Annotated in this window: 25 protein-coding genes; 17 read left to right on the forward strand and 8 right to left on the reverse strand. The window is 63.9% G+C overall.

Annotated elements, in window-relative coordinates; all coding sequences use genetic code 11:
- Nucleotides 1-6: 6 nt before the first annotated feature.
- Together E3U47_RS21220 and E3U47_RS21225 are read right to left on the reverse strand one after the other, a co-directional pair.
- Complete coding sequence (locus tag E3U47_RS21220; RefSeq protein WP_134693568.1) at nucleotides 7-852, reverse strand: MoxR family ATPase; 846 nt, start codon at nucleotides 850-852, stop codon at nucleotides 7-9.
- A 191-nt stretch (nucleotides 853-1,043) separates the two neighbouring features.
- The gene (locus tag E3U47_RS21225) at nucleotides 1,044-2,117 is read right to left on the reverse strand and encodes a DUF748 domain-containing protein (protein ID WP_134693569.1); all 1,074 of its coding nucleotides are present in this window, start codon (nucleotides 2,115-2,117) and stop codon (nucleotides 1,044-1,046) included.
- 134 nt (nucleotides 2,118-2,251) lie between these two features.
- Here E3U47_RS21225 and cysK point away from each other — a divergent pair, with 134 nt between their 5' ends.
- From cysK to E3U47_RS21240, 3 genes are all read left to right on the forward strand, one after another.
- The gene (gene cysK, locus E3U47_RS21230) at nucleotides 2,252-3,226 is read left to right on the forward strand and encodes a cysteine synthase A (RefSeq protein ID WP_134693570.1); all 975 of its coding nucleotides are present in this window, start codon (nucleotides 2,252-2,254) and stop codon (nucleotides 3,224-3,226) included.
- A 156-nt stretch (nucleotides 3,227-3,382) separates the two neighbouring features.
- Entirely contained in the window at nucleotides 3,383-4,318 is a 936-nt protein-coding gene (locus tag E3U47_RS21235; RefSeq protein WP_134693571.1) for an aspartyl/asparaginyl beta-hydroxylase domain-containing protein, read from the forward strand.
- A 383-nt stretch (nucleotides 4,319-4,701) separates the two neighbouring features.
- Nucleotides 4,702-5,583 (forward strand): DMT family transporter, encoded by an 882-nt coding sequence (locus tag E3U47_RS21240; protein WP_134693572.1) that lies wholly within the window; start codon nucleotides 4,702-4,704, stop codon nucleotides 5,581-5,583.
- Nucleotides 5,584-5,679: 96 nt separating this feature from the next.
- Here E3U47_RS21240 and E3U47_RS21245 read toward each other — a convergent pair whose 3' ends face one another.
- Nucleotides 5,680-6,555 carry a DMT family transporter gene (locus E3U47_RS21245; RefSeq protein WP_134693573.1) on the reverse strand — a complete coding sequence of 292 codons (876 nt, stop codon included), beginning with the start codon at nucleotides 6,553-6,555 and terminating at the stop codon, nucleotides 5,680-5,682.
- 178 nt (nucleotides 6,556-6,733) lie between these two features.
- Between E3U47_RS21245 and aceK the strand changes: the two genes are divergently transcribed.
- Entirely contained in the window at nucleotides 6,734-8,449 is a 1,716-nt protein-coding gene (gene aceK / locus E3U47_RS21250; protein WP_134693574.1) for a bifunctional isocitrate dehydrogenase kinase/phosphatase, read from the forward strand.
- A gap of 107 nt (nucleotides 8,450-8,556) precedes the next feature.
- Here aceK and E3U47_RS21260 read toward each other — a convergent pair whose 3' ends face one another.
- A complete protein-coding gene (locus E3U47_RS21260) occupies nucleotides 8,557-9,417 on the reverse strand; it encodes a DUF6279 family lipoprotein (protein ID WP_134693576.1) in 861 nt (286 codons plus the stop codon).
- 123 nt (nucleotides 9,418-9,540) lie between these two features.
- Nucleotides 9,541-10,452 carry a LysR family transcriptional regulator gene (locus E3U47_RS21265; RefSeq protein ID WP_134693577.1) on the reverse strand — a complete coding sequence of 304 codons (912 nt, stop codon included), beginning with the start codon at nucleotides 10,450-10,452 and terminating at the stop codon, nucleotides 9,541-9,543.
- Between the two features lie 81 nt (nucleotides 10,453-10,533).
- Between E3U47_RS21265 and E3U47_RS21270 the strand changes: the two genes are divergently transcribed.
- The 5 genes from E3U47_RS21270 (at nucleotide 10,534) to E3U47_RS21290 (ending at nucleotide 15,292) form a co-directional block, all read left to right on the forward strand.
- The gene (locus E3U47_RS21270) at nucleotides 10,534-11,793 is read left to right on the forward strand and encodes a serine hydrolase (RefSeq protein WP_218568164.1); all 1,260 of its coding nucleotides are present in this window, start codon (nucleotides 10,534-10,536) and stop codon (nucleotides 11,791-11,793) included.
- Nucleotides 11,794-11,900: 107 nt separating this feature from the next.
- Nucleotides 11,901-12,338, forward strand: a complete 438-nt coding sequence (locus tag E3U47_RS21275) for an OmpA family protein (RefSeq protein WP_167659516.1) — start codon at nucleotides 11,901-11,903, stop codon at nucleotides 12,336-12,338.
- Nucleotides 12,335-12,670 carry a peptidoglycan-binding protein gene (locus E3U47_RS21280; RefSeq protein WP_167659517.1) on the forward strand — a complete coding sequence of 112 codons (336 nt, stop codon included), beginning with the start codon at nucleotides 12,335-12,337 and terminating at the stop codon, nucleotides 12,668-12,670. The genes E3U47_RS21275 and E3U47_RS21280 overlap by 4 nt, the downstream gene beginning before the upstream one ends.
- Complete coding sequence (locus tag E3U47_RS21285; RefSeq protein ID WP_134693580.1) at nucleotides 12,667-14,343, forward strand: penicillin-binding protein 2; 1,677 nt, start codon at nucleotides 12,667-12,669, stop codon at nucleotides 14,341-14,343. The genes E3U47_RS21280 and E3U47_RS21285 overlap by 4 nt, the downstream gene beginning before the upstream one ends.
- 112 nt (nucleotides 14,344-14,455) lie before the next feature.
- Nucleotides 14,456-15,292, forward strand: coding sequence for a S1 RNA-binding domain-containing protein (locus E3U47_RS21290; protein WP_134693581.1), 837 nt, complete (start codon nucleotides 14,456-14,458; stop codon nucleotides 15,290-15,292).
- Here E3U47_RS21290 and E3U47_RS21295 read toward each other — a convergent pair whose 3' ends face one another.
- A complete protein-coding gene (locus E3U47_RS21295; protein WP_134693582.1) occupies nucleotides 15,293-15,673 on the reverse strand; it encodes a hypothetical protein in 381 nt (126 codons plus the stop codon).
- A gap of 173 nt (nucleotides 15,674-15,846) precedes the next feature.
- Here E3U47_RS21295 and E3U47_RS21300 point away from each other — a divergent pair, with 173 nt between their 5' ends.
- The 3 genes from E3U47_RS21300 (at nucleotide 15,847) to def (ending at nucleotide 17,713) form a co-directional block, all read left to right on the forward strand.
- Entirely contained in the window at nucleotides 15,847-16,026 is a 180-nt protein-coding gene (locus E3U47_RS21300; RefSeq protein WP_023629533.1) for a CsbD family protein, read from the forward strand.
- 194 nt (nucleotides 16,027-16,220) lie between these two features.
- On the forward strand, nucleotides 16,221-17,177 hold the full coding sequence (locus E3U47_RS21305) for a YihY/virulence factor BrkB family protein (RefSeq protein WP_134693583.1): 957 nt from the start codon (nucleotides 16,221-16,223) through the stop codon (nucleotides 17,175-17,177).
- Complete coding sequence (gene def / locus E3U47_RS21310) at nucleotides 17,177-17,713, forward strand: peptide deformylase (protein ID WP_134693584.1); 537 nt, start codon at nucleotides 17,177-17,179, stop codon at nucleotides 17,711-17,713. Before E3U47_RS21305 ends, def begins: the two co-directional genes overlap by 1 nt.
- On the opposite strand, the gene E3U47_RS21315 is transcribed toward def, so the two are convergent.
- Nucleotides 17,668-18,108, reverse strand: a complete 441-nt coding sequence (locus E3U47_RS21315) for a GNAT family N-acetyltransferase (RefSeq protein WP_134693585.1) — start codon at nucleotides 18,106-18,108, stop codon at nucleotides 17,668-17,670. The two genes, def and E3U47_RS21315, sit on opposite strands and share 46 nt — an antisense overlap.
- A gap of 254 nt (nucleotides 18,109-18,362) precedes the next feature.
- On the opposite strand from E3U47_RS21315, the gene E3U47_RS21320 reads away from it, so the two are divergent.
- Nucleotides 18,363-18,620 (forward strand): DUF2790 domain-containing protein, encoded by a 258-nt coding sequence (locus E3U47_RS21320; RefSeq protein WP_134693586.1) that lies wholly within the window; start codon nucleotides 18,363-18,365, stop codon nucleotides 18,618-18,620.
- A 44-nt stretch (nucleotides 18,621-18,664) separates the two neighbouring features.
- On the opposite strand, the gene E3U47_RS21325 is transcribed toward E3U47_RS21320, so the two are convergent.
- Nucleotides 18,665-20,008, reverse strand: coding sequence for a PLP-dependent aminotransferase family protein (locus E3U47_RS21325; protein ID WP_134693587.1), 1,344 nt, complete (start codon nucleotides 20,006-20,008; stop codon nucleotides 18,665-18,667).
- Nucleotides 20,009-20,098: 90 nt separating this feature from the next.
- Between E3U47_RS21325 and E3U47_RS21330 the strand changes: the two genes are divergently transcribed.
- The 4 genes from E3U47_RS21330 (at nucleotide 20,099) to E3U47_RS21345 (ending at nucleotide 22,701) form a co-directional block, all read left to right on the forward strand.
- On the forward strand, nucleotides 20,099-21,052 hold the full coding sequence (locus E3U47_RS21330; protein ID WP_134693588.1) for a threonine dehydratase: 954 nt from the start codon (nucleotides 20,099-20,101) through the stop codon (nucleotides 21,050-21,052).
- 83 nt (nucleotides 21,053-21,135) lie between these two features.
- Nucleotides 21,136-21,777: a LysE family translocator gene (locus tag E3U47_RS21335; protein ID WP_134693589.1), complete on the forward strand. Its 642-nt coding sequence runs from the start codon at nucleotides 21,136-21,138 to the stop codon at nucleotides 21,775-21,777.
- A gap of 109 nt (nucleotides 21,778-21,886) precedes the next feature.
- Nucleotides 21,887-22,312: a nuclear transport factor 2 family protein gene (locus E3U47_RS21340; RefSeq protein ID WP_134693590.1), complete on the forward strand. Its 426-nt coding sequence runs from the start codon at nucleotides 21,887-21,889 to the stop codon at nucleotides 22,310-22,312.
- Between the two features lie 44 nt (nucleotides 22,313-22,356).
- Nucleotides 22,357-22,701: a YciI family protein gene (locus E3U47_RS21345; RefSeq protein ID WP_134693591.1), complete on the forward strand. Its 345-nt coding sequence runs from the start codon at nucleotides 22,357-22,359 to the stop codon at nucleotides 22,699-22,701.
- Nucleotides 22,702-22,733: the final 32 nt, after the last annotated feature.

The raw sequence follows: 22,733 nt of genomic DNA on the forward strand, positions 1-22,733 counted from the left end.
CTCCTGTCAGCGGTTGCCGCGCCGGCTCATGAAGGCCAGGCGCTCGAGCAGCGTCACGTCCTGTTCGTTCTTCACCAGGGCCCCGGCCAACGGCGGGATGGCCTTGGTTGGGTCGCGTTCACGCAGCACCGCCTCGCCGATGTTGTCGGCCATCAGCAGCTTGAGCCAATCGACCAGCTCAGAGGTGGAGGGCTTTTTCTTCAGGCCCGGCACCTTGCGCACGTCGAAGAACACGTCCAGCGCCTCGCTGACCAGCGACTGGCTGATGTTCGGGTAGTGCACGTCGACGATCTGCTGCAGGGTGGTGCGGTCGGGGAAGGCGATGTAGTGGAAGAAGCAGCGGCGCAGGAAGGCGTCGGGCAGCTCCTTTTCATTGTTGGAGGTGATGATGATGATCGGGCGCTGCTTGGCCTTGATGGTCTCGTCGATTTCGTAGACGTAGAACTCCATCTTGTCGAGTTCCTGCAACAGGTCGTTGGGGAACTCGATGTCGGCCTTGTCGATTTCGTCGATCAGCAGGATCACTCGCTCTTCGGCTTCGAAGGCTTCCCACAGCTTGCCCTTCTTCAGGTAGTTGCGCACATCGTGGACCTTGTCCACGCCCAGCTGCGAGTCGCGCAGGCGGCTGACCGCGTCGTACTCGTACAGGCCCTGGTGGGCCTTGGTGGTGGACTTGATGTGCCAGGTGATCAGGCGTGCGCCGAAGGAGGCGGCCAGTTGCTCGGCGAGCATGGTCTTGCCGGTGCCCGGCTCGCCCTTGACCAGCAGCGGGCGCTCCAGGGTGATGGCCGCGTTGACCGCCAATTTCAGGTCGTCTGTGGCGACGTAGTCGCGGGTGCCTTCGAACTTCATTAACCGATCCTCTGGGGTGGCTGGCTGGCGTCATTGCGGGCAGACCCGCTCCCTGTGGGAGCCGGCTTGCCGGCGATAGGGCCGGCCCAGGCAATACATGTTTATTGATGTGCCAACGACTATAACGCCACGCCCGACGCGTGAAAACGCAGACCGGGTATTCAGTCCCTGAATGGTCCGTCACCCAGGGCTCAGTCGGATTTTGGCGCGGGCTGCTCGTAGCGTGCGTTGAACGCCTGGATGAAGCCGTTGCGCAGGATCTGCAGGAACGCCTCGAAGGCGCTGATGTCCTGTTGGTGCACGCTGCCGCTGAGTTCCACGCGGGTGGCGAACTGGTTTTTCGGCTGGTTCTTGAGCACGGTCTCGGTGGCGCCCACGACGGCTTCCCATATCGAGCGCAAGAAGCCCTTGTCCTTGTCTTCCACGTCCTGCTGCCAATTGAACACATCGACATCGCGCAACAGCGGCTTGATGTAGCCCTTGAGCCGGCCGTTCTCGGCCTCGGCCTCGATCACCACATCGCCATGCCCGGCATTGAAGTCGAACTTGCCGTAGGCGCTGGCGAAGTCGTTGAGCCGGCGCAGTTCGATGCCGGTGGCGCGCAGGCGGAACTGGAAGTCGTCGAAGTCGCTGAAGGGGTCGAAGCTGGCGCGGCTCTCTACCTTGGCATCGCCCAGCAGCAGCGCCGTTCCTTCGAAGCTGGCGTCGCGCCGGCCCTTTTCGTCGCGCACGTTGGTCAGGTTGCGGATGCTTGCGTCCAGCCGGGTGGCCTTGAGGTCCACTGGCGGGCTGGAATTGAAGTTGCGGAAGGCCAGGGTGCCTTGTTCGATGCGTACGTCGTTGAGGGTAATGGGCAGCAGTTTTTCCAGCTGTTGGCGCCAGTCGGTGCCCTGGCCGGTCTGAGAGTTCTGTTTGTTACCGCCGTCGACGAAATTGAGTTCGGGGCGAACGAAGGTTACTTCGGCGACCACGGCGCGGTCGTACCACAGCGAATGCCAGCTTACCGACAGGTCGATCAGCGGTGCGTCGAGCAGTGGCACTGGCACCTTGGCGCTGACCTTGACGATCTTCAGGCCATTGATCTGGTAGGCGCCGCGCCACCAGGCCAGGTCCACGGCGCGGACCTGGCCGCGGTAGTCGCCCATGTCTGCCAGCTTGTCGTTGAGGTAGTCACGCACCAGGTAAGGCATGGCCAGGTGCAGGGCCACCAGCAGTGCGAGCAGGCTGGCGAAGCCGAGCAGTGGCCAGCGGTAGCGCGCTTTCATCGGGTTTCTCCACGGGAGCATGTGCGGTTGACCGCGGGTCGTTTCGTCGAGTTCGAACGGGCTTTACGCTGACCGATTGCAGGCTTACCCTCAGGGTTTTCCCTGCACATTTTTCCTGTTCAAGGACCGCCGCCATGAGCCGTATCTACGCCGACAACGCCCACTCCATCGGCAACACGCCGCTGGTGCAGATCAACCGTATCGCCCCGCGTGGGGTGACCATCCTGGCCAAGATCGAAGGGCGCAACCCAGGTTACTCGGTGAAATGCCGGATCGGCGCGAACATGGTCTGGGATGCCGAAGGCAGCGGCAAGCTCAAGCCGGGCATGACCATCGTCGAGCCGACCTCGGGCAACACCGGCATCGGCCTGGCCTTCGTCGCCGCCGCCCGCGGCTACAAGCTGATCCTGACCATGCCGGCGTCCATGAGCCTGGAGCGGCGCAAGGTGCTCAAGGCGCTGGGCGCTGAGCTGGTGCTCACGGAACCGGCCAAGGGCATGAAGGGTGCGATCGAGAAGGCCAACGAAATCGTCGCCTCCAACCCTGCGCAGTACTTCTTGCCAGGTCAGTTCGACAACCCGGCCAACCCGGCCATCCACGAGAAGACCACCGGCCCGGAGATCTGGAACGACACCGACGGCGCGGTGGATGTGCTGGTGGCCGGTGTCGGCACCGGCGGCACCATCACCGGTGTGTCGCGCTACATCAAGCAGACCCAGGGCAAGTCGATCCTGTCGGTGGCGGTCGAGCCGGTCAGCTCGCCGCTGATCAGCCAGACCCTGGCCGGCGAGGAGCTCAAGCCCAGCCCGCACAAGATCCAGGGCATCGGCGCTGGCTTCGTGCCGAAGAACCTCGATCTGGCCATGGTCGACCAGGTCGAGACGGTGACCGATGAAGAGTCCAGGGCCATGGCCATCCGCTTGATGCAGGAGGAGGGCATCCTCTGTGGTATTTCCTGCGGCGCGGCGATGGCGGCGGCGGTACGCCTGGCCGAGAAGCCTGAGATGCAGGGCAAGACCATCGTGGTGATCCTGCCGGACTCGGGCGAGCGCTACCTGTCGAGCATGCTGTTCAGCGATATGTTCAGCGAGCAGGAGAACCAGCAGTAAGCGGCAAGCTGCAAGCGGCGAGTCGAAGGCATGGCCGTATTGACGCGGATCAGCTTGAGCTTGCCGGTTGCAGCTTCTGGCTTGCAGCTGCTCCTGATGGGTTTATGATGTCCGGCTATCTGGGGATGGCCTGATTTCCCCTCCAAGGAGTGTTGCATGACCTTTTCCTTCGTCGCCAAGGCGGGTGTCCTGCTGGTGTTCTTCGGCAGCGTGCTGTTCGTGCACCTGCGCGGCAAGGCACGCCTGCCGGTATTGCGCCAGTTCGTCAACCATTCGGCGCTGTTCGCCCCCTACAACAGCCTGATGTACCTGTTCTCCGGCGTGCCCTCCAAGCCCTATCTGGATCGCCAGCGCTTCCCTGAACTGGACGTGCTCAAGGACAACTGGCAAGTGATTCGCGAAGAGGCCATGCGCCTGTTCGACGAGGGCTACATCCGCGCGGCGGAAAAAGACAACGACGCCGGCTTCGGCTCGTTCTTCAAGAAAGGCTGGAAGCGCTTCTACCTGAAGTGGTACGACAAACCGCTGCCTTCGGCCGAAGCGCTGTGCCCGAAGACCGTCGAGCTGGTCAGCGCCATCCCCAACGTCAAGGGCGCGATGTTTGCCTTGCTGCCCGGCGGCAGCCATCTCAACCCGCACCGTGACCCGTTCGCTGGCTCCCTGCGCTACCACCTGGGGCTGTCGACGCCGAACTCGGACAACTGCCGCATCTACGTCGACGGCCAGCCGTATGCCTGGCGTGACGGCGAGGACGTGATGTTCGACGAAACCTTCGTGCACTGGGTCAAGAACGAAACCGACGTCACCCGGGTGATCCTGTTCTGCGACGTCGAACGCCCGCTCAACAGCCCGCTGATGACCCGCATCAACCGTAAGGTCAGCGCCTTCCTCGGCCGTGCCACCGCGCCGCAGAACACCGATGACGAGCGCGTCGGCGGGATCAACCAGGCTTATGCCTGGAGCAAGCGCTTCAGCAATGTCATCAGCACCCGGGTCAAGCGGTTCAAGCGCGCCAACCCCAAGGCCTACCGCATTCTGCGGCCAGTGCTGGCGGTGGTGGTGGCCTACGCGCTGTATCGCTGGTTGTTCTGAGGCGTCATCGCAAGGCAAGTCCGCTCCAATGTGGGAGTGGGCTTGCCCAGCGAGGATTCCCCCGCTATATTCCAAAGCACTTTCTTCCCAGAAGACTTGTTCATGCCTGCCATCCCTTCCATCACTGCTGACGTTCTCGCGCCTGTCGCGGGCGTTGTCGTGCGTGGCAGCCAGCAGCCGGCCATGATCAGTCACTATCCACCACCTGTCAGTGGCGTGGTAGGCGGCGTAGCTCCGCCTCCTCGCGCAGTCGTGGTGCTGGGCTGATCGGCCGCTGGCCGCATCCCCACCGCACGCGCAACTCACTGAACACGGTCGGCTATCCCTTCATCATGCGATAGGTCCGCCCGTACGGCTTTACTTGCCCATACAGGTGGCAACACATGTCTGTCCTTTCCAAAGCATCCGTGGCCTCGGCGGCCACTACCAGCCTGTTCGTCCTGCTGTGGAGCAGCGGGGCGATCGTCTCCAAGCTCGGCCTGGCCCAGGCCAGCCCCTTCGCCTTCCTGCTGCTGCGCTCGGCCCTGGCCCTGGCCGGGTTGTTGCTGATCGGCCCACTGCTCGGACTGCGCTGGCCGCGCAGCCGTAGTGGCATCCTGCGTGCCCTGGGCACGGGTTGCGTGCTGCTGGGCGCTTACCAGATCTTCTACCTGCTGGCGTTGAACACCCATGTCACGCCCGGGGTAATGGCCACGGTCATGGGCGTGCAACCCATCCTCACCGTGGCGCTGATGGAGCGCCAACGCTCGTGGAGCCGGCTGTTCGGCCTGGGGCTTGGGCTGGGTGGCCTGGTGCTGGTGGTCTTCCAGAGCATCAACCTGGGCGGGGTGTCCCTGGCCGGGATGCTGTTCGCCCTGCTGGCGCTGGCCAGCATGACCTGCGGCTCGATCCTGCAGAAACGCATCACCGACAACCCCATGGGCACCTTGCCGCTGCAGTACATCGCAGGTTTTGCCCTGTGCGCGTTGTTCGCACCGTTCCAGCCGCTGCATGTCGAGTGGAGTGCGAGCTTCCTCGGCGCCTTGCTGTGGATGGGGTTGGTGGTCTCGCTGCTCGCCACGCTGCTGCTGTATCGGCTGATCGCCCGGGGCAACCTGGTCAATGTCACCAGCCTGTTCTACCTGGTGCCGGCGGTAACCGCGGTGATGGACTTCATCATCTTCGGCAACCGCCTGGCGCCGCTGAGCCTGCTGGGAATGGGGTTGATCGTGGTTGGGTTGCTGTTTGTCTTCCGCAAGCCGGCGTTGCGCACGGCTGAGGTTTGAGATGAATCGGTGGGAGCCGGCTTGCCCCGCGATGCGTTCGGCCAGGTTGTATTGTTGCCTGGCCTGACGCAATCGCGGGGCAAGCCTGCTCCCACGTCATGATCGTGCCGGGCGCAGTACCAGCCACAGCGCCGCGCCGATCAACACCCCGCCATACAAGTGGGCCATCGACAGTGGCTCATCCAGCAGCCACGCCCCCCACAGCACGCCAAACACCGGGATCAGGAAGGTCACGGTGCTGGCCTTGACTGGCCCGATTTCGTTCAGCAGGCGGAAGTACAGGATGTAGGCGAATGCCGTGCACAGTAGCCCCAGGCCCAAGAGCGACAACCATACTTGCCAGCCACCCCAGCTGGCCGGTGGTTGGCTCAATGCGCTCCAGGCGAACAGCGGGCTCAACAGCAGGGTGGCGCCGAGCATGCTGCCCAGGGCCGAGAGGCGGCTGTCCAGGGTGCCGACCCAGCGCCGCGCCAGGAACCCGGCAAAGCCATAGCAGGTGGTGGCCGCCAGGCAGGCCAGTGCGCCTTGCACCAGGGCCATGTCCAGCGCCACCGGCCCGGCGCCGCTGAGGATGCCGACGCCGAACAGCCCGAGGAAGATACCGCAGAGCTTGGGCAGGGTCATCGCCTCGCGGAAGCACAAGGCACCGATCAATACGCCCATCAGCGGCGTGGTGGCGTTGAAGATCGCCGAGTAGCCGGCGGGCAACACCTGGGCGGCCACCGAGTAAAAAGTGGCCGGGATCCCCGAGTTGATCATGCCCAGCACCAGGCAGGCGCCCAGCTTGCCGTCGAAGTCCCAGCGCACGCGAGCGGCGGCGAGGATGGCGATCAGCCCCAGGCAGGCGATCGACACGCGAAAGAAAGCGGTCGGCACCGTGCCCAGTTCGGGGGCGATGATACGCATGAACAGGAAGCTGGCGCCCCAGACAGCGGCAAGGGTCAGCAGGCGGGCGAGGGCAATGGGGCTCACGGTGGTCTCCGGCGGTGGGGCAGGGCGCGAGTGTACGTCAGGGCGAGTGGGGGATTCTTGTGCTTTCTTGCTGTGTGAATCCGCGATTGCCTCACGGGCTTCATCGCCGGCAAGTCGGCTCCCACAGGGCTCGTATCCGACTAAGCTCTCTCGGTGACCATTGCATAGAGGCACGCGCATGACCCCAGCCTGGCCCGCCGTCGATATCGCCCGGATGATCCTCGATGGCTTCGACGACTACCGCGAGCACTTTCGCCGTATCACCCTCGGCGCCCGCGAGCGCTTCGAACAGGCGCGCTGGCAGGACATCCAGCACGCCGCCGCAGCGCGCATCAACCTGTATGAAGAGAAGGTCGCCGAGGTCAACGGCTGGCTGCGCCAGCGCTTTGCCAGTGCGGTGTTGCTGGACGTCGAGCAGTGGCCGCTGGTCAAGAACGCCTACATTCGCCTGATCGACCCTCGCTTGGACGACGAGCTGTCCGAGACCTGGTACAACTCGTTGTTCTGCAGCCTGTTCAGCCATGACCTGATCAGCGATGGCTGCATGTTCATCCACACCACCCGGCCATCGATGCGCGGCCATGAGCGGGCGGCGCAGACGCGCACCTATACGCTGCAGGACGGTCTCAAAGGCTTGTTGCGAGCGATCTTCGCCGATTATGCGTTCGATGTGCCGTATGGCGACCGGGAAGGCGATATCGCGCGCCTGGAGGATCAATTGCGCGAATGCCTGCCCGACTGGGTCTGCAAGGACCCGACGCTCAGGGTGGAGCTGTTCACCTCGGTGCTGTACCGCAACAAGGGCGCCTACCTGGTCGGCCGCCTGTACACCCCCGACGAGCAATGGCCGCTGGTGATCCCGCTGCTGCACCGTGAAGGCCACGGCATCGAGGCCGATACCTTGATCACCGACGAAGCGCAGGTGTCGATCATCTTCTCCTTCACCCGTTCCTACTTCATGGTCGATGTGCCGGTACCGGCGGAGTTCGTCAACTTTCTCAAGCGCATGCTGCCGGGCAAGCACATCGCCGAGCTGTATACCTCCATCGGTTTCTACAAGCATGGCAAGTCGGAGTTCTACCGCGCGCTGATCAACCATCTGGCCAGCAGCGACGACCGCTTCGTCATGGCCCCGGGTGTGCGCGGCATGGTCATGAGCGTGTTCACCCTGCCGGGCTTCAATACGGTGTTCAAGATCATCAAGGACCGTTTCTCGCCGTCGAAGACCGTAGACCGCGCCACGGTGATCGAGAAGTACCGCCTGGTGAAAAGCGTCGACCGTGTCGGGCGCATGGCCGATACCCAGGAGTTCGCTGATTTTCGCTTCCCGCGCGGCAAGTTCGACCCCGATTGCCTGGCTGAATTGCTAGAGGTCGCGCCATCCACGGTGGCCCTTGAAGACGACAGCGTGCTGATCCGCCACTGCTGGACCGAACGGCGCATGACCCCGCTCAACCTGTACCTCGAGCAGGCCAGCGAGGCCCAGGTACTGGAAGCGTTGGAAGATTATGGGCTGGCGATCAAACAACTGGCGGCGGCGAATATCTTCCCCGGCGACATGCTGTTGAAGAACTTCGGTGTCACCCGCCATGGCCGGGTGGTGTTCTACGACTATGACGAGATCAGCTTCCTTACCGAGGTCAATTTCCGCCATATCCCGCCGCCGCGTTACCCGGAAGACGAGATGTCCGGCGAGCCGTGGTATTCGATCGGGCCGCATGACGTGTTCCCCGAAGAATTTCCGCCGTTCCTGTTCGCCGATATCGGCCAGCGTCGGCTGTTCAGCCGGCTGCATGGCGAGCTGTACGATGCCGATTACTGGAAGGGGCTGCAGGAGGCGATTCGCGCGGGGAAGGTGATAGATGTGTTCCCGTATCGGCGCAAAGGCCGTTGATCAGGCGCAGGTGGCCCCGGTGAGCGAGGGCGCGTGGGAGCGGGCTTGCCCCGCGATGCCGGCGAAGCCGGTGGCATCCAGCGCAAGGCAAGACCGCTAGTCGCCACTCACCCCTTAAGGCACTTGAGTTCGCTGAAGTCCGCACGCACCTTGCCCAGCCGCTGCTGCAGAAACTGCCGTTGCGCCGGGCTGCTCTGCTTGAGCAAATCCACCAGCAGGCTGCGCGCCTGGCGCTCGGTGTTCTGGAACGCCAGGCGATATTCGGGCGTCCACAGGCTTTCCTTGCGCTGCAGCAACTGCGCCAGCCGTGGCTCGAAGCTGGGCGTTGCGCGCTGGTCCATCACCAGCACCAGTTGCTGCTGCCAATGGGCCCTGTTGGCGATCCACTGGCGGTTCTGGTCGCCCAGCGCCTGTGACCAGCTCATCACCCGCAGGCGCTGTTCGGCGCTCAGTTCGCCCAGCCAGGGCTCGAGGCGCTTCTGCATGCGCTTGGCGCGGTTCTCGACCTGCTCGGGCAGGGGCGTGTCGACATAGGCCTTTTGCCGTTGCTCGATGTCCTCGCGGAACGCCCGGCGCATCTCGCTCACCTGCTTGTCGCTCATGCCGCGCAGCAGCTCGGTGGCAGACGGAGTGATCTGCTCGGCGACCCGACCGATGGCCTGGCGTGCCTCGGCCGTGCGCTGGCGCAGGGCTGCGTCGGTGACCGTGTCGCTGGCCACCATCAACCGCACCCGGTCGAGCCAGTCGAGGTAGCCCGGCAACTGGGTCTTGCAGTGCCAGGCCAGGTGCGCCTTGAGCTGTTCGTCGAGCAGGCGCTTCTGCTCGCGGTTCATGTCCAGGTAGTCGCCCAGCGACCAGGGTACCAGGCGGTCGAGGTTGCGGTAGGCCAGGTCGATGCGGCTGCAGGCGGCCAGGGCCAGGGTGATGCCGAGGATCAGCAGCAGGGCGTGGGTCAGGCGTGATGGCATGGGCGAATCCTTGCGAGGACTGACCTGGCGATAGACGCGCAGCCAGCCTGGCAGGTTCCTGCGCGGTTGGGCGAGGCCTGCCGGATGGCTTCACCACCAGCGTAGCCTGCGCGGCGGGATCGATCAGCCCAGGCGGAACGATCCCGCCACCAGTTCGATGATCAGTTCCCTGACCTGCAGCAGAGCCGTGTCGTGCTTGCTGCCCACGCGCATGCCGATCTCCAGCTCGTAGGACGGCATGGGCACGGGGCAGGCAAAGGTCCGGATGCGGCTGATCCGTTCCAGCGCCAGCGCGGCATGGGTGGGGACCGTGGTGATCAGGTCGGTGTCGACGAGCAGGAACGGGACTGCCGCGAAGTGTGAGGTGGAGGCCCTGATACGACGCTTGTAGCCTGCGGCATTGAGCCCTTCGTCGACGATGCCGACGTAGCCGGCGGACGATACCAGCAAGTGCGGACGCTGGGCATAGTCCTGCGCGCTGGTCGGCACGGCGTTGTTGGCGTCGGCAATGCCCAGGTAGTTGCCTTTGCCCAGGCGCTGGCGGGCGATCAACGGGGAGGACAGGCCGCCGGCGCTTACAGCAATGTCGATCTGATGGCGCATGAGCATGTCCTGGACCAGGCCGCTGTGGGTCTGCCGGAAAATGATCCGCAAGCCCGGCAACTGTTGCTCGACACGTTGCAGTAGCTGTTGCCCCAGGGCGATCTCGCTGTCGTCCGACAAGCCGATGGTCAGCGTGCGACCGTTGACCTCCTTGCCACCCGCTGACAACGCCAGGGCCTGGCGACAGCGGTTGAGCGCCTCGCTGATCAGCGGAGCCAGTTCGTTGGCGCGCATGGTTGGCCGCAAGCCTCTGCCGGTGCGTTCGAACAGGGGGTCGGCGTACAGCTCGCGCAATCGCCCCAGGGCCGCGCTGACGGCGGGCTGGGTGACGCCGAGGCGAATCGCCGCGCGGCTGGCACCGCCTTCTTCGATCAGGGCGACGAATACCCGCAACAAGTTGAGGTCGATTCTTTCGATATCAACTGAATTCATAACAGATATCCTTTATGGCGCGTTGATTTATAGTCTACGCCTCTGCACCATGTTTTCAATGTTGCTGGCGGGCGCTGAACTTTGAACAAAGTTGCTGGCCGGGTGTTATTGCAAGTTGTTGATGTGGTGCGATTTAAAGCGATGAAAAAGATCAGGCGGGTTTATTGGCTGTTGCTGTTGCAGGTGTTTATCGGCGTCGCGGGGGCCAGTGCCGATGAGTGGGCGGGAGCACCGGGTATCGCTGCCCAGGCGTGGATATTGATGGATGCCGACAGCGGCGCGGTACTGACCGAAGGCAATGCCGACACGCCGGTGGAGCCGGCCAGCCTGGTCAAGATCATGACCAGTTATCTACTGGGTCAGGCCCTGAAGTCGGGAGCGCTGCTAGCCACCGACAAGGTGTATGTAGGCACAGAGGCCTGGGCTGCGGGGAATCCGGTGTTGCAAGGGTCTTCGCTGATGTTCCTCAAGCGGGGTGACCAGGTATCGGTGGCCGAGCTGAACAAAGGCATGGTCGTCGCCTCCGGCAATGACGCCTGTATCGCACTGGCCAACTACCTCGCCGGGAGCCAGGACGGCTTCGTCAAGTTGATGAACGAGGCCGCCCGGACGCTAGGGCTGAGCAATACCACGTTCAAGACCGTGCATGGCTTGGCGGCGCCTGGTCAGTTCAGCAGCGCACGTGACATGGCGGTGCTCAGCCGTGCGCTGATCCACGACCTGCCGGAGGAATATGCCCTTTTCAAAGAGCGGGCGTTCACCTTCAACGGCGTGCATCAGTACAACCGCAACCGCCTGCTGTGGAGTACCAGCCTGCAGGTGGACGGTTTGAAAACCGGCAACTCGCGGGAGGGAGGATTCAGCTTGGTGGCGTCCGCGGTCTCGGGCAATCGTCGCTTGATTGCCGTGGTGATGGGCGCTGACTCCGACCACGCCAGGTTCCAGGAAACCGAAAAGTTGCTGAAATGGGGCCTGCGCGCGTTCGAGACCGCCATGCCGATCAAGGCCAATGAGGTCTTCATCGAAAAGCGCGCCTGGTTTGGCGCCGCGCGAACTGTGCGGCTTAACGCCGGCGAGCGTCCCGCGATCACGGTCCCTTATGGCAAGGCGGACGCGGTGAAGATCAGCGCCATCCTCAACGAACCTTACTTGCGGGCACCGCTACGCAAGGGCCAGGTGGTAGGTGTCGTCAACTTTCAACTCGATGCGCTGACGATTGCGCAAAAGCCACTGGTGGTCATGGAAACGGTTGAACAGGCGGGTTGGTTCAGCCGCCTGTGGGACGCCGTGTTGTTGAAGCTCCATCAATGGCTCGGTGTCTGCGTGGCCTGTGCCGTCTGATGCTGCGGGCCCAACCTTGGAACATTCAGTTGATGAGCGTGTGGCCCATGAATGCCTTGCGGATGTATTGGCTTGTCCTGCTTGCACTGATGTTGTCGGGATGCAGTGTGGATGCCGACAGCGGCCCCGACGCGCTGTGGGTAAACCTTGCGCAGGCCGATCAGCTGCAGGCTGCGAAACTCCAGCAATTGTCGGACGAGCAGGACAATGTCGCGGGATTGGTGGCGTTGTTCGGCTCGGACAGCGCGCAAGTGAGCAGTGATGTGCAACGCCAACTGCGGGTCGTCGGCCGTTACCTGAATGCCCACCCCATGGCAGAGGTGCGTATCGAGGGGCATACGGATGACCTGGGCTCGCCCGAGCAGAACGCGGTGCTGGCCCAGGCTCGGGCGCAGATGGTCAGTTATTACCTGATCAAGTACGGCGCCTTGTTCGAGCAGATCGACACCTCGGCCTACGGCGAGCGCTATCCGCAGCGCGATGGGCAGACCGCGCAGGATCGGCAGTGCAACCGGCGGGTGGTGGTCGAATGGACGATTTATTGACCCAACGCAGGTGCTCGACCAAGTGGCGCACGCTGCCAAGCCTGGGGATGTGCTGGCTGCTGGTCCTGGGCGTTGCGCTACCCTGTTCGGCGCGCGCACTCCCGGAGCATGAAGGCTCGGCCCCCTTGGGCACGGCCTTGGTGGTCAGGCTGCAAGGGGCATTGCAGGCCCGCGAATATTATCGCGGCGAGATCGATGGCCTTGCCGGGGCGCAAACCCAGCAAGCCATCTACCTGATGCAACTGGACTTCGAGCTGCCGCTCACTGGCAGTGTCAACGCGAGGCTGCTGCGCCTGCTCGATATCCCGGCACCTGCCTGGTTGGCGCAATGAACCTGCGCTGGCGTTTCAGGGTGGTGGTTTTTCTGGTGGTGTTCATGGCGGCGATTGTCAGTGGCCGGGTGGTCTACCTGCAGGTTATCGATACGGCGTTTCTTCGCCAGCAGGGCGATGCCCGCAGCCTGCGCCATGTGCCGATCGCCGCGTCGCGAGGGCTGATCACGGACCGGGTCGGGCGACCGCTGGCGGTCAGCACGCCGATGGTGACGGTGTGGGGCGATGCCAGGGTGCTGATGACGCAGCAAGCCAAGTGGCCGCTGATCGCCCAGGCACTGGATGTGCCTCTGCCGTTGCTGGCGGCGACATTGCGTAGCCGTCGCGACCGGGCGTTCAGTTATCTGCGGCGGGGTTTGTCGCCGGAGCAGGGGCAGAGGCTCGTCCAGATGTTGCGGCGTGAGCAGATCCAGGGCGTGCACACCGTGGAGCAGCCGCGGCGGTTCTACCCGGCGGGGGCGGTCGCGGCCCATGTGGTCGGCGTCACCGATCGGGACAATCGCGGCAGCGAGGGCATGGAGCTGGCATTCGATGCGACCTTGCGGGGTGTCGATGGTCGGCGTCGGCTGGTCAAGGATCGCCGTGGCAGTGTGATCGAGGATCGGGGTGTCAGCCGGGTGGCGAGCCCAGGACAGGCGTTGGCGTTGTCGCTGGACCTGCCGTTGCAGTACCTCGCCAACCGCGAGCTGCGCCATGCTCTCGATGAGCATGCCGCCGTGGCCGGCAACGTCGTGGTGCTCGATGCGCGCAGCGGGGAAGTGCTGGCGCTGGCCAGCCAGCCGACGTTCAACCCGAACAACCGCACACGCTTGCGCCCATCATTGATGCGCAACCGCGCATTGGTCGATGTATTCGAGCCTGCGTCCACCCTGAAACCTTTCGCGGTGGCGGCGGCGCTGGAGAGTGGCCGCTGGCTGCCGGGCGATACCGTGAAGGTCGAGACCGGCAACTTGCAGGTAGGGCGGTATCTGATTCGCGATGCGTCGCGAACCGCTGGTGAAGTGCTGGACATGACGCAGATTCTCGTGCGTTCGAGCAACGTTGCCATCAGCACGGTTGCTTTCGATATTGGTGCGGCGCGGATCCACGGGTTGCTGCGGCGTGCAGGGCTGGGCCAAGCGACCGGCACAGGGTTTCCCGGCGAGCGTTCGGGCGCCTTGCCTGTGCGCAAGGTCTGGCAACCTGCCGAGACGGCGACCTTGGCCTATGGCTACGGTGTTTCGCTGACGGCGGTGCAGTTGGCCCGGGCCTACGCCGCTTTGGCCAACGGCGGCCAACTGCTGCCGGTTTCGCTGTTACGGGTCGATGCACCGCCGGCGATGACCCAGGCCCTAAGCCCTGGCATTGCCGACAGGGTCAGGGACATGCTGGTACAGGTGGTCGAGGACCGCCGAGGGATCCACCGGGCGCGGGTGCCTGGCTACCGGGTGGGGGGTAAAAGCGGCACGGCAAGGCTGTCCAGGGTGGGCTCCCGTGGTTATGCGGGGCACGCCTATCGGGCGATCTTCGCCGGTTTTGCCCCAGCCAGCGCGCCGCGCTTCGTGGTGGTCGTGGTAATCGAGGACCCGACCCGCAATGGCTATTACGGTGGGCGGGTGGCCGCGCCTGTGTTCAGCCGGGTAATGGCGCATGCGCTGCGCCTCTATCAGGTCGCGCCCGACAATCTGCACTGAAAGCCTAGACTGGGTGAACCGTAGGTCAGGGCCTGGCTGTCAATGCGCGGCAATCTTTGACATCCACCTGTGTCTCTGGAAAATAGCCGCCTTGTCTTGAGGATCTTCGGAAATGGCTCTGCTTGGGCGTTACAACAGTTTGCAAATCGTGAAACACGTGGAGTTCGGCCTGTACCTGGACGGCGGCGCCGACGGCGAAATCCTCCTGCCGCGGCGTTACTTCCCCAAGGACGCCGAGCTGGAGCTGGATGACTGGCTCAACGTGTTCATCTACCTCGACAGCGAAGACCAGCTGATCGCCACCACCGAGAAACCGAAGATGCAGGTGGGCGAGTTCGCCAGCCTCAAGGTCAAGGACATCAATGGCGCGGGTATCTTCCTCGACTGGGGCCTGTCCAAGGACCTGCTGATGCCGTACTCGGAAGAGTCGCGGCCATTGAAGATTGGCGACTACTGCGTGGTGCACGCCTATCTGGACAAGCGTACCCGGCGCATCACCGCCACCGCCAAGCTGGATCGCTACCTGGACCTCGCCCCGGTCGACTATCAGATCGGCCAGCCGGTGGAACTGCTGGTGGCCGGCGAGACGTCCATGGGCTTCAAGGCGATCATCAACAACCGCCATTGGGGCCTGATCCACAAGAACGAAGTGTTCAAGTTCCTGCGTTCAGGCATGCACGAGAAGGGCTTCATCAAGGAAGTGCGCCACGACGGCAAGATCGCCCTGAGCCTGCAACCGGTGGGTCAGGCGTTGGCCGACAGCCTGCACGAGCAGATCATGCAGCGCCTGGAGGCGGCCGGTGGTGTGTTGCCGGTGTGCGACAAGAGCGACCCGGCGCTGATCAGCCAGATGTTCAACGTCAGCAAGGGCAACTTCAAGAAAGCCATCGGCGCGCTGTTCAAGCAGGGCCGCATCGTCATCCATGACGATCGCATCGAGCGGGCCTGATCAGGCCTGCACGAAGGTGCTGAAATCCAGCTGCTCGCCACCCGGGCGGGTGTCGCGCAGCCGTGAGTCGCGGTCGGCGCTCAAGGCCAGGCTGATGGTCGAACGGCGCTTGCCGGGGTTGCGCACTTCCATTTGCTCCTGGTGAGCGCGCAGGAAGTTGGTGGGCACCTTCAGGTGCTGCAGTTCGTCGGTTTGCGGGGTGTGCAGCAGCAGGTTGACCCAGTCGGGCTGACCCTTGCGCAGCAGGGCCACCGGCACCTCGAACCACCACAGGTTGCGCTTGGGGTCGAGGATGGCGAACAGGGTGTTGTCGCGGTTGAGCACCGGCCGGGTCAGCGCTTCGTTGCGCCGCGCGATGGCGGTGGGCTTGTCGAGTTTCATGCAGGTTCCTGCGGGTTGACGCTAGATTGGCCTGCCATTGTGCGGCGGGCTCCATCGCGGGGCAAGCCCGTGCTCGCGTCGTCCCTCGCAACAAATTGAAACTCTGGCGAGGCGGCATGGGTCGATCTGATGTCGACACGATTTTCCGTGTCTTTCCTTCAAGGAGACATCCCATGAGTGGCACCAAGGACAAAGCGAAGGGCCTGGCCAACGAGGCCGTGGGCAACATCAAGCAGGGCGTCGGCAAGGTGACCGACAACGACAAGCTGCGCGCCGAAGGCAAGGCCCAGGAGCTCAAGGGCGAGGCGCAACAGGCGGTAGGCAAGGTCAAGGATGCCGTGAAGAAGCCGTGATGCCTGCCTGATTGAACTGTAGGCGCCAGCAAGGCTGGCGCCTACAGTCATCATCATGATTTCGGGTAGCCGTTTTCCTGCATTGGCCATTGAGCCGTCACAGTTGCGGCACGGTCTATTAGACTTGCCTGCATTGCCAGGGTTTTTTCGGCGTTGGCCGGCCCTCCGATGATCAAGCGGCGAAAGGAGACGCTATGATTTTTCCCGACCTGCGCGGCCTGCCTCTGCACCGTGTGCTGGTGCGTACCGTCAAGGAGTTTCTCGATGACGAGATGTCCACTTATGCCTCCGCGCTGGCCTACCAGATGCTGTTCTCGCTGTTCCCCTTCCTGCTGTTCCTGATCGCCCTGATCGGTTTTTTGCACCTGCCGGACTTCTTCTCCTGGTTGCGCCTGCAATCGGAGCTGGTGCTGCCGCCCCAGGCCCTGGAGCAGGTCAACCCGGTGATCGACCAGTTGCAGCAATCCAAGGGTGGCTTGCTTTCGGTGGGTATCGTCATTGCCCTGTGGACCGCCTCGGCCGGCGTGCGCCTGATGATGAGCGCGATGAACGCCGCCTACGATGTACCGGAGGGCCGCCCGGTGTGGAAGCGCTTCCCGCTGTCGATCATCTACACCGTGGGCATCGCCGGCATGTTGCTGGCCGCCGCCGCGCTGATGGTGCTGGGGCCGCAAGTCATGGAGTGGATCGCCTCCCAGGTCGGGCTGGAGGAAGCGGTGGTGGTGGTCTGGACCATACTACGCTGGCCGGCGATCATCATCCTGATGATGGTGGCAGTGGCGTTGATCTATTACGTGATGCCCGATGTGAAACAGAAATTCCGCTTCATCACCCCGGGCTCGGTACTGGCGGTGGTGGTATGGATCGTCGCCTCGCTGGGCTTTGCCTACTACGTGAAGACCTTCGCTGACTACAACGCCATGTATGGCAGTATCGGCGCGATCATCGTGCTGCTGCTGTACTTCTATATCTCCGCCGCCGTGTTGCTGCTGGGCGCGGAGATGAACGCGGTGATCGAGCATATGTCCGCCGAGGGCAAGGACCCTGGCGAAAAGACGTTCAATGAGGACAACCCGCAGCAGACCGTCACCGTGCTCGGCCATGAGCACCCGGTAACCTCCGAACCCCAGACCCGCGAGCCGAACACCTGATGATCCGTGACATTCTCAAGATGGGCGATGAGCGCTTGCTGCGCATTGCCCCGCTGGTACCTGAGCACATGCTCGGCAGCGCCGAACTGCAGCAACTGATCGACGACATGTTCGAAACCATGGCCCATGTCGGCGGGGTTGGCCTGGCCGCGCCGCAGGTCGGTATCGACCTGCAACTGGTGATCTTCGGTTTCGAGCGTAGTGAGCGCTATCCGGATGCCGAACCGGTGCCGCGGACCATCCTCCTCAACCCGGTGATCACGCCGCTGGCCATGGAGGTCGAGGACGGCTGGGAGGGTTGTCTGTCGGTGCCGGGCCTGCGTGGTGTGGTACCGCGCTACAAGCACATCAGCTATTCGGGCATCGACCCCCAGGGCAAGCCGATCAACCGCTTCGCCGACGGTTTTCACGCGCGGGTGGTGCAGCATGAGTGCGATCACCTGATTGGCCGCCTATACCCCTCGTGCATCCAGGACTTCAGCAAGTTCGGCTACACCGAGGTGCTGTTCCCCGGGCTTGATGTTGCCGACGACTGACCGCGGACCATCGCCATCAGCGGCTTGCTGCGCCGGTAGCGGGCCAGGCGCGAGGCCAGGGCTTGGGGTAGGTCGACGGCGGGGGTGAAGGCCAGGTTCTGGTAAAAGCGCGACAGGTCTGGGTGGCAGAACAGCCAGGTGGCGCCGGGCGCATCCCTCAGCGCAGCGTCGAGCAGGCGCGTGGCCACGTGTTGGCCCCGCCATTGCGGTGCGACGAACAGGGCGGTCAGCCACTGACCGCCGGTGACGGGAGTCAGGTTCACCCCGGCAATGATTGCATCCGCGCGGGCTACCCATTGCTCGCCTTCGCCGGCCGCGCGCATGCGTGAGCCATGCTGGCGGTAGAAGTGATCCAGCAGGCGGCGCTGAACCTCGGGAAGGCGGCTGTAATTCATGGCAATTCAGTCAAAGGAGGATGAGTACGGGCGAGGGCTTTGTCGCAGATTGTTGCAAATACGGCAAGGGTGAATGTCCGAGTTTGGGGTTCAACTATTCCGGCCTGGGAGTAAAATTTCCCACATCCCCCCAGCAGTACGATAAAGCGGGATCGGTACTTCGTGTCATCTTCGCAGTCGATGACAACTTCTCCGCGCCATTGACGGCTTCAGAAGTCACGCGATCAGCTTGATAGCCATCAAGGTCAACACCCATGAAAGCCCTACTGATTCTTGCATTGGTCGGTATGTCCTCGTTCGCCCTCGCCGATGAGGCCAAGATCGCCTCCAGCCAACCTGCCGTCGAGCAGTACGACTACTCGACCAACCTCGACATCAAGCGTGTCATCAGCTTGTCGACCATCCCCAACGTGTGCGACGTGGTGCCTGCCACCATGACCTACGAGGACCATCAGGGCCAGGTGCACACCCTGCAGTACCGCGCCATGGGCGAAGGTTGCCGGCTGAATTGAGGCCCGGTGTCGTGGGCGTCGGTGTTCGCCGGCAAGGCCGGCGCCTACAGCGATAGTTGTCGACGTATCAGTTCCAGGCCCTGTTTCAGCTGGGCCCGGCTGCGCGCCGCCGACAGGCTGACCCGTACCGCCGGCACGATGTCGGTGCCAACCGCGAACACGCTGGCCGGGACGATCTCCACCCCTTGGGCGCGACAGCGCGCAACCAGTGTCTCGGCTTCTGTTGGCGTGGCCAGCCAGGCATGGGGCGAAGCTACGCCATCGGTTGTCAGCGCGTTGCCCAGGATCGTCCGCGCCAGGCGCCAACGTTCATCCAGCTCTTTGCGCTGCCAGGCCAGGCGCCGGGCAGCGCTGCCGTCGGCGATCCACTGGCAGGCGATGTGCAGGTTCAGCGGTGACACCGACCAGTGGGTGGCCTGGGCGTGGGGGTCGACCTGTTCCAGCAGGTCTGGCCGGGCGACGATCCACCCCAGGCGCAGGCCGGCGGCCACGGTCTTGGACAAGCTGCTGATCAGCACGCCACGGCCTTCGAGCAAGGGGTAGAGCGGCGGCAGGTCGGTCAAGGCGCCATACACGTCATCCTCGATCACCAGCAAGTCGTGGCGTCTGGCGACTTGCGCCAGCGCCTGGCGCCGAGCCTCGCCCATGCATGCCCCGGTCGGGTTGTGCAGGGTCGGGGTGGTCACCAGCACCCGCGCGCCGCTGGCGCGGGTGACCCGGTCCAGCTCGTCCGGGCGCAGGCCCTGGTCGTCGAGGGCCACGCCATGCACCGGCAGGCGCAATTGGCGACAGGCCGCCTTGATGCCGGGGGCGGTCAGCGCTTCGACCAGCACCGGTTCGCCCGCCTGGCACAGCGACTGCAAAACCAGGATCAGGGCCTGTTGGGCGCCACCGCACAGCAGCACCTGCTCGGGGACAAGCGCCAGGCCGCGGTTGGCCAGCCAGCGAGCCCCGTGGATCCGCCCCAGCAGCAGCTGCTCTGGCCCCAGGTAATGGTCGAGCAACGCGCTTTGCCCCTGCTCGAGCAAGTGGCGCAAGCTATGCGCGAGGTCATGATTGCGCGGGTCAGCCACCGGCACATTGGTCGACAGGTCTATCACCTGGTGTTGACGGTCGGGTTGCTTGAGCCGGAACAACGTCGCCTCCTTGCTCCCCGCCAGCACATAGGTGCCGCGCCCCACCTCGCCAGAGACCAGGTGCCGCGCGGCAGCCTCGCGGTAGGCCTGTTGCGTGGTACTGGGGTTCAGGCCCAGGGCCCAGGCCAGGCGTCGCTGCGGCGGCAGGCGCTCGCCTATCTTCAGCTCGCCGTGCTCGATGGCGGTGGCGATGGCCTCGACCAGCGCCAGGTAGCGCGGTTGCTGGTTGTCCGCCAGGGTGGGAAGCCACACGAAATTGTCGCCCATGCAATATAAGTTTGGACCCATACAATGCCCGGCCCTTAGCATCGGTTCAACCCATTACCGATAAGGACGCCCGCCATGTTCGACCTGCCCGCCCTGCGCGAAGCCGCCGCCTTCGTTCACCAGCATGTTCCGCCGACCCCGCAGCACGCCTGGCCGTTGCTGGCCGAACGGGTGGGCTGCGAGGTGTGGGTCAAGCACGAGAACCATGCTCCCACCGGCGCCTTCAAGGTGCGCGGCGGGCTGGTCTATGTGCGCTCGCTGCTGGCCGGCGACCAGGTGCCGCACGGGTTGGTCACCGCCACCCGGGGCAATCACGGCCAGAGCATGGCCCTGGCGGCGCGTCAGGCCGGCTTGCCACTGGTGATCGTGGTCCCGGAAGGCAACTCGCCGGAGAAGAATGCCGCCATGCGCGCCCTGGGGGCCGAACTGGTGGAGCATGGCGTGGACTTCGACGTGGCCCGGGAAGAGGCAGCGCGCCTGGCTGAGGCGCGAGGCTATGCAATGGTGCCGTCGTTCCACCCGGAACTGGTGCGCGGGGTGGCCACCTATGCCCTGGAGCTGTTCGAGGCAGTGGCCGCGCTCGACTGCGTGTATGTACCGATCGGCATGGGCTCGGGTATTTGCGGGCTGATCCAGGCGCGCAATCTACTGGGGTTGTCCACCGAGATCGTCGGGGTGGTCTCCAGCGCAGCCGATGCCTATGCCCGCAGCTTCGAGCAAGGGCGTATCGTCACCACTGCCAGCGCCAATACCTTCGCCGATGGCATGGCCTGTCGAGTGCCGCAACCGCAGGCGTTTGCCATGGTACGCGAACACGCAGCGCGTATCGTGCGGGTAGAGGACCGCGAGATCGCCGAGGCCATGCGTTTGTACCACGAAACCACCCACAACACTGCCGAGGGCGCGGGTGCGGCGGGCCTGGCCGCGTTGTTGCAGGAACGTGAGCGCCAGGCCGGCAAGCGCGTGGCGGTGGTGCTCAGCGGGGCCAATGTCGATCGCGAGCGCTATGCGCGGGTGCTGGCGGGTTGAACAACCCTGATTGAGTGGTTCGCCCTGTACCGCCAGGCAAGATTCGGGTTCAATCCAACGTTTCGCTTGTGACCGAGCCATCCATGCCCTTTTCCAACGGTTTTCTTCTCAGCCTGTCCCTGTGCCTGGACATCGGCATTGCCAACATCGCCATGATTACCTTAGCCATGCAACGTGGCTTCCTGCAGGGTTTCTGGCTTGGGTTGGGCACTTGTGTCGGCGACCTGGTCTACGCCATCGCGGCGCTGGCGGGCATGACCGTGCTGCTGCAGTTCGAGAGCGTGCGCTGGACGCTGTGGCTGGGTGGTTCGGCGTTGCTGGTGTGGTTCGCGTTGAAGATGCTGTTGGCGGCCTGGCGCGGCGGGCACTTGGAATCGCGCGGTGAGGTGGTGCTCGAGTCGGGCTGGCGCGAGTTTCTGCGCGGCATCTTCCTGGCCATGTCGTCGCCCAGCGCTATCCTCTGGTTCGCCGCGGTGGGTGGCGTGCTGATTTCCCGGTCCGGCGCGGGCAGTGCGCTCGATGCCGGCTTGTTCCTCGGCGGTTTCTTTGCCGCGGGGCTGTTCTGGTGCGCCGGGCTGTGCGGTATCGCCAGCCATGGCGGGCGGCTGCTGGGCGATCGCCTGCTGACCTGGTCCTACCTGCTGTCGGCGGCGATTTTCTGTTACTTCGCCGGGTATGTGATTTTGTCGGGTTATCGCGAGTTCATCCTGGCCGTTCCTGCCTGAGGTTGTTTTTTCGGCTGTGTTGTCGATTCGCGACGTTCTCGTTCGACCAGTGTTGAAGGTGCCGGAATGTGTTCGGCGCCACGCCGGCAAACACTGGGAGAAACCACCGATGAATGCTGCAGCTGAAACCGAGATCCGCCAACTGATCGAGCAATGGATGCAGGCCGTGCGCGAGCGTGACATCGAGCGCATCGTCCAACCCTACGCCGACGACATCCTGGCCTTCGATGCCATCCAGGCCCTGCAATTCAAAGGCAAGGCCGCCTACCGCGCGCACTGGGAAATGTGCATGGGCTATTGCACCGGGCCGATGGTGTTCGAACTGGCGCAGTTGACCGTGCACGCCGACGGCGATCTGGGCCTGGCCCATTGGCTCAACCGCTGCGGCCCGTCCGACGATGAAAGCCAGTGCGGTTTCATGCGTGCCACTGTTGGCTACCGGCGCAGCGGCGGTCAATGGCAAGTGATCCACGAACATTGGTCGGCGCCGATCGACATGGAAACGCAGAAGGCCCTGTTCAACCTCAAGCCTTGATACCGCCCATCGGCTATTACCCGCCCGACCTGCCGGAGACGATCATGAAATACCTGTGCCTGGTCTATTGTGACGAAGCGCTGTTGCACAGCTTGCCCGACAGCCCCGAAGACGCCGAGTGCATGGCCTATGCCGAGTCCATCCACGGCTCTGGACGCATGCTCGCCGCCGAGGCGCTCAAGCCGGTGCAAACCGCCACCACGGTGCGTGTACGTGCCGGGCATATGAGCCTGACCGACGGTCCATTCGCCGAAACCAAGGAGCAACTGGCCGGTTTCTACCTGGTCGATGCTCGCGACCTCAACGAGGCGCTGAATATCGCCAAGGGCATCCCGGCGGCGCGGGTCGGCAGCGTCGAGGTTCGGCCGGTACGTGAACTGCAACCCTGAACGGGAACGAGGACCACCCGCATGGCGCAACA

Origin of the sequence: Pseudomonas sp. RIT623 (assembly GCF_004519305.1) — a bacterium.
GTDB lineage: Bacteria > Pseudomonadota > Gammaproteobacteria > Pseudomonadales > Pseudomonadaceae > Aquipseudomonas.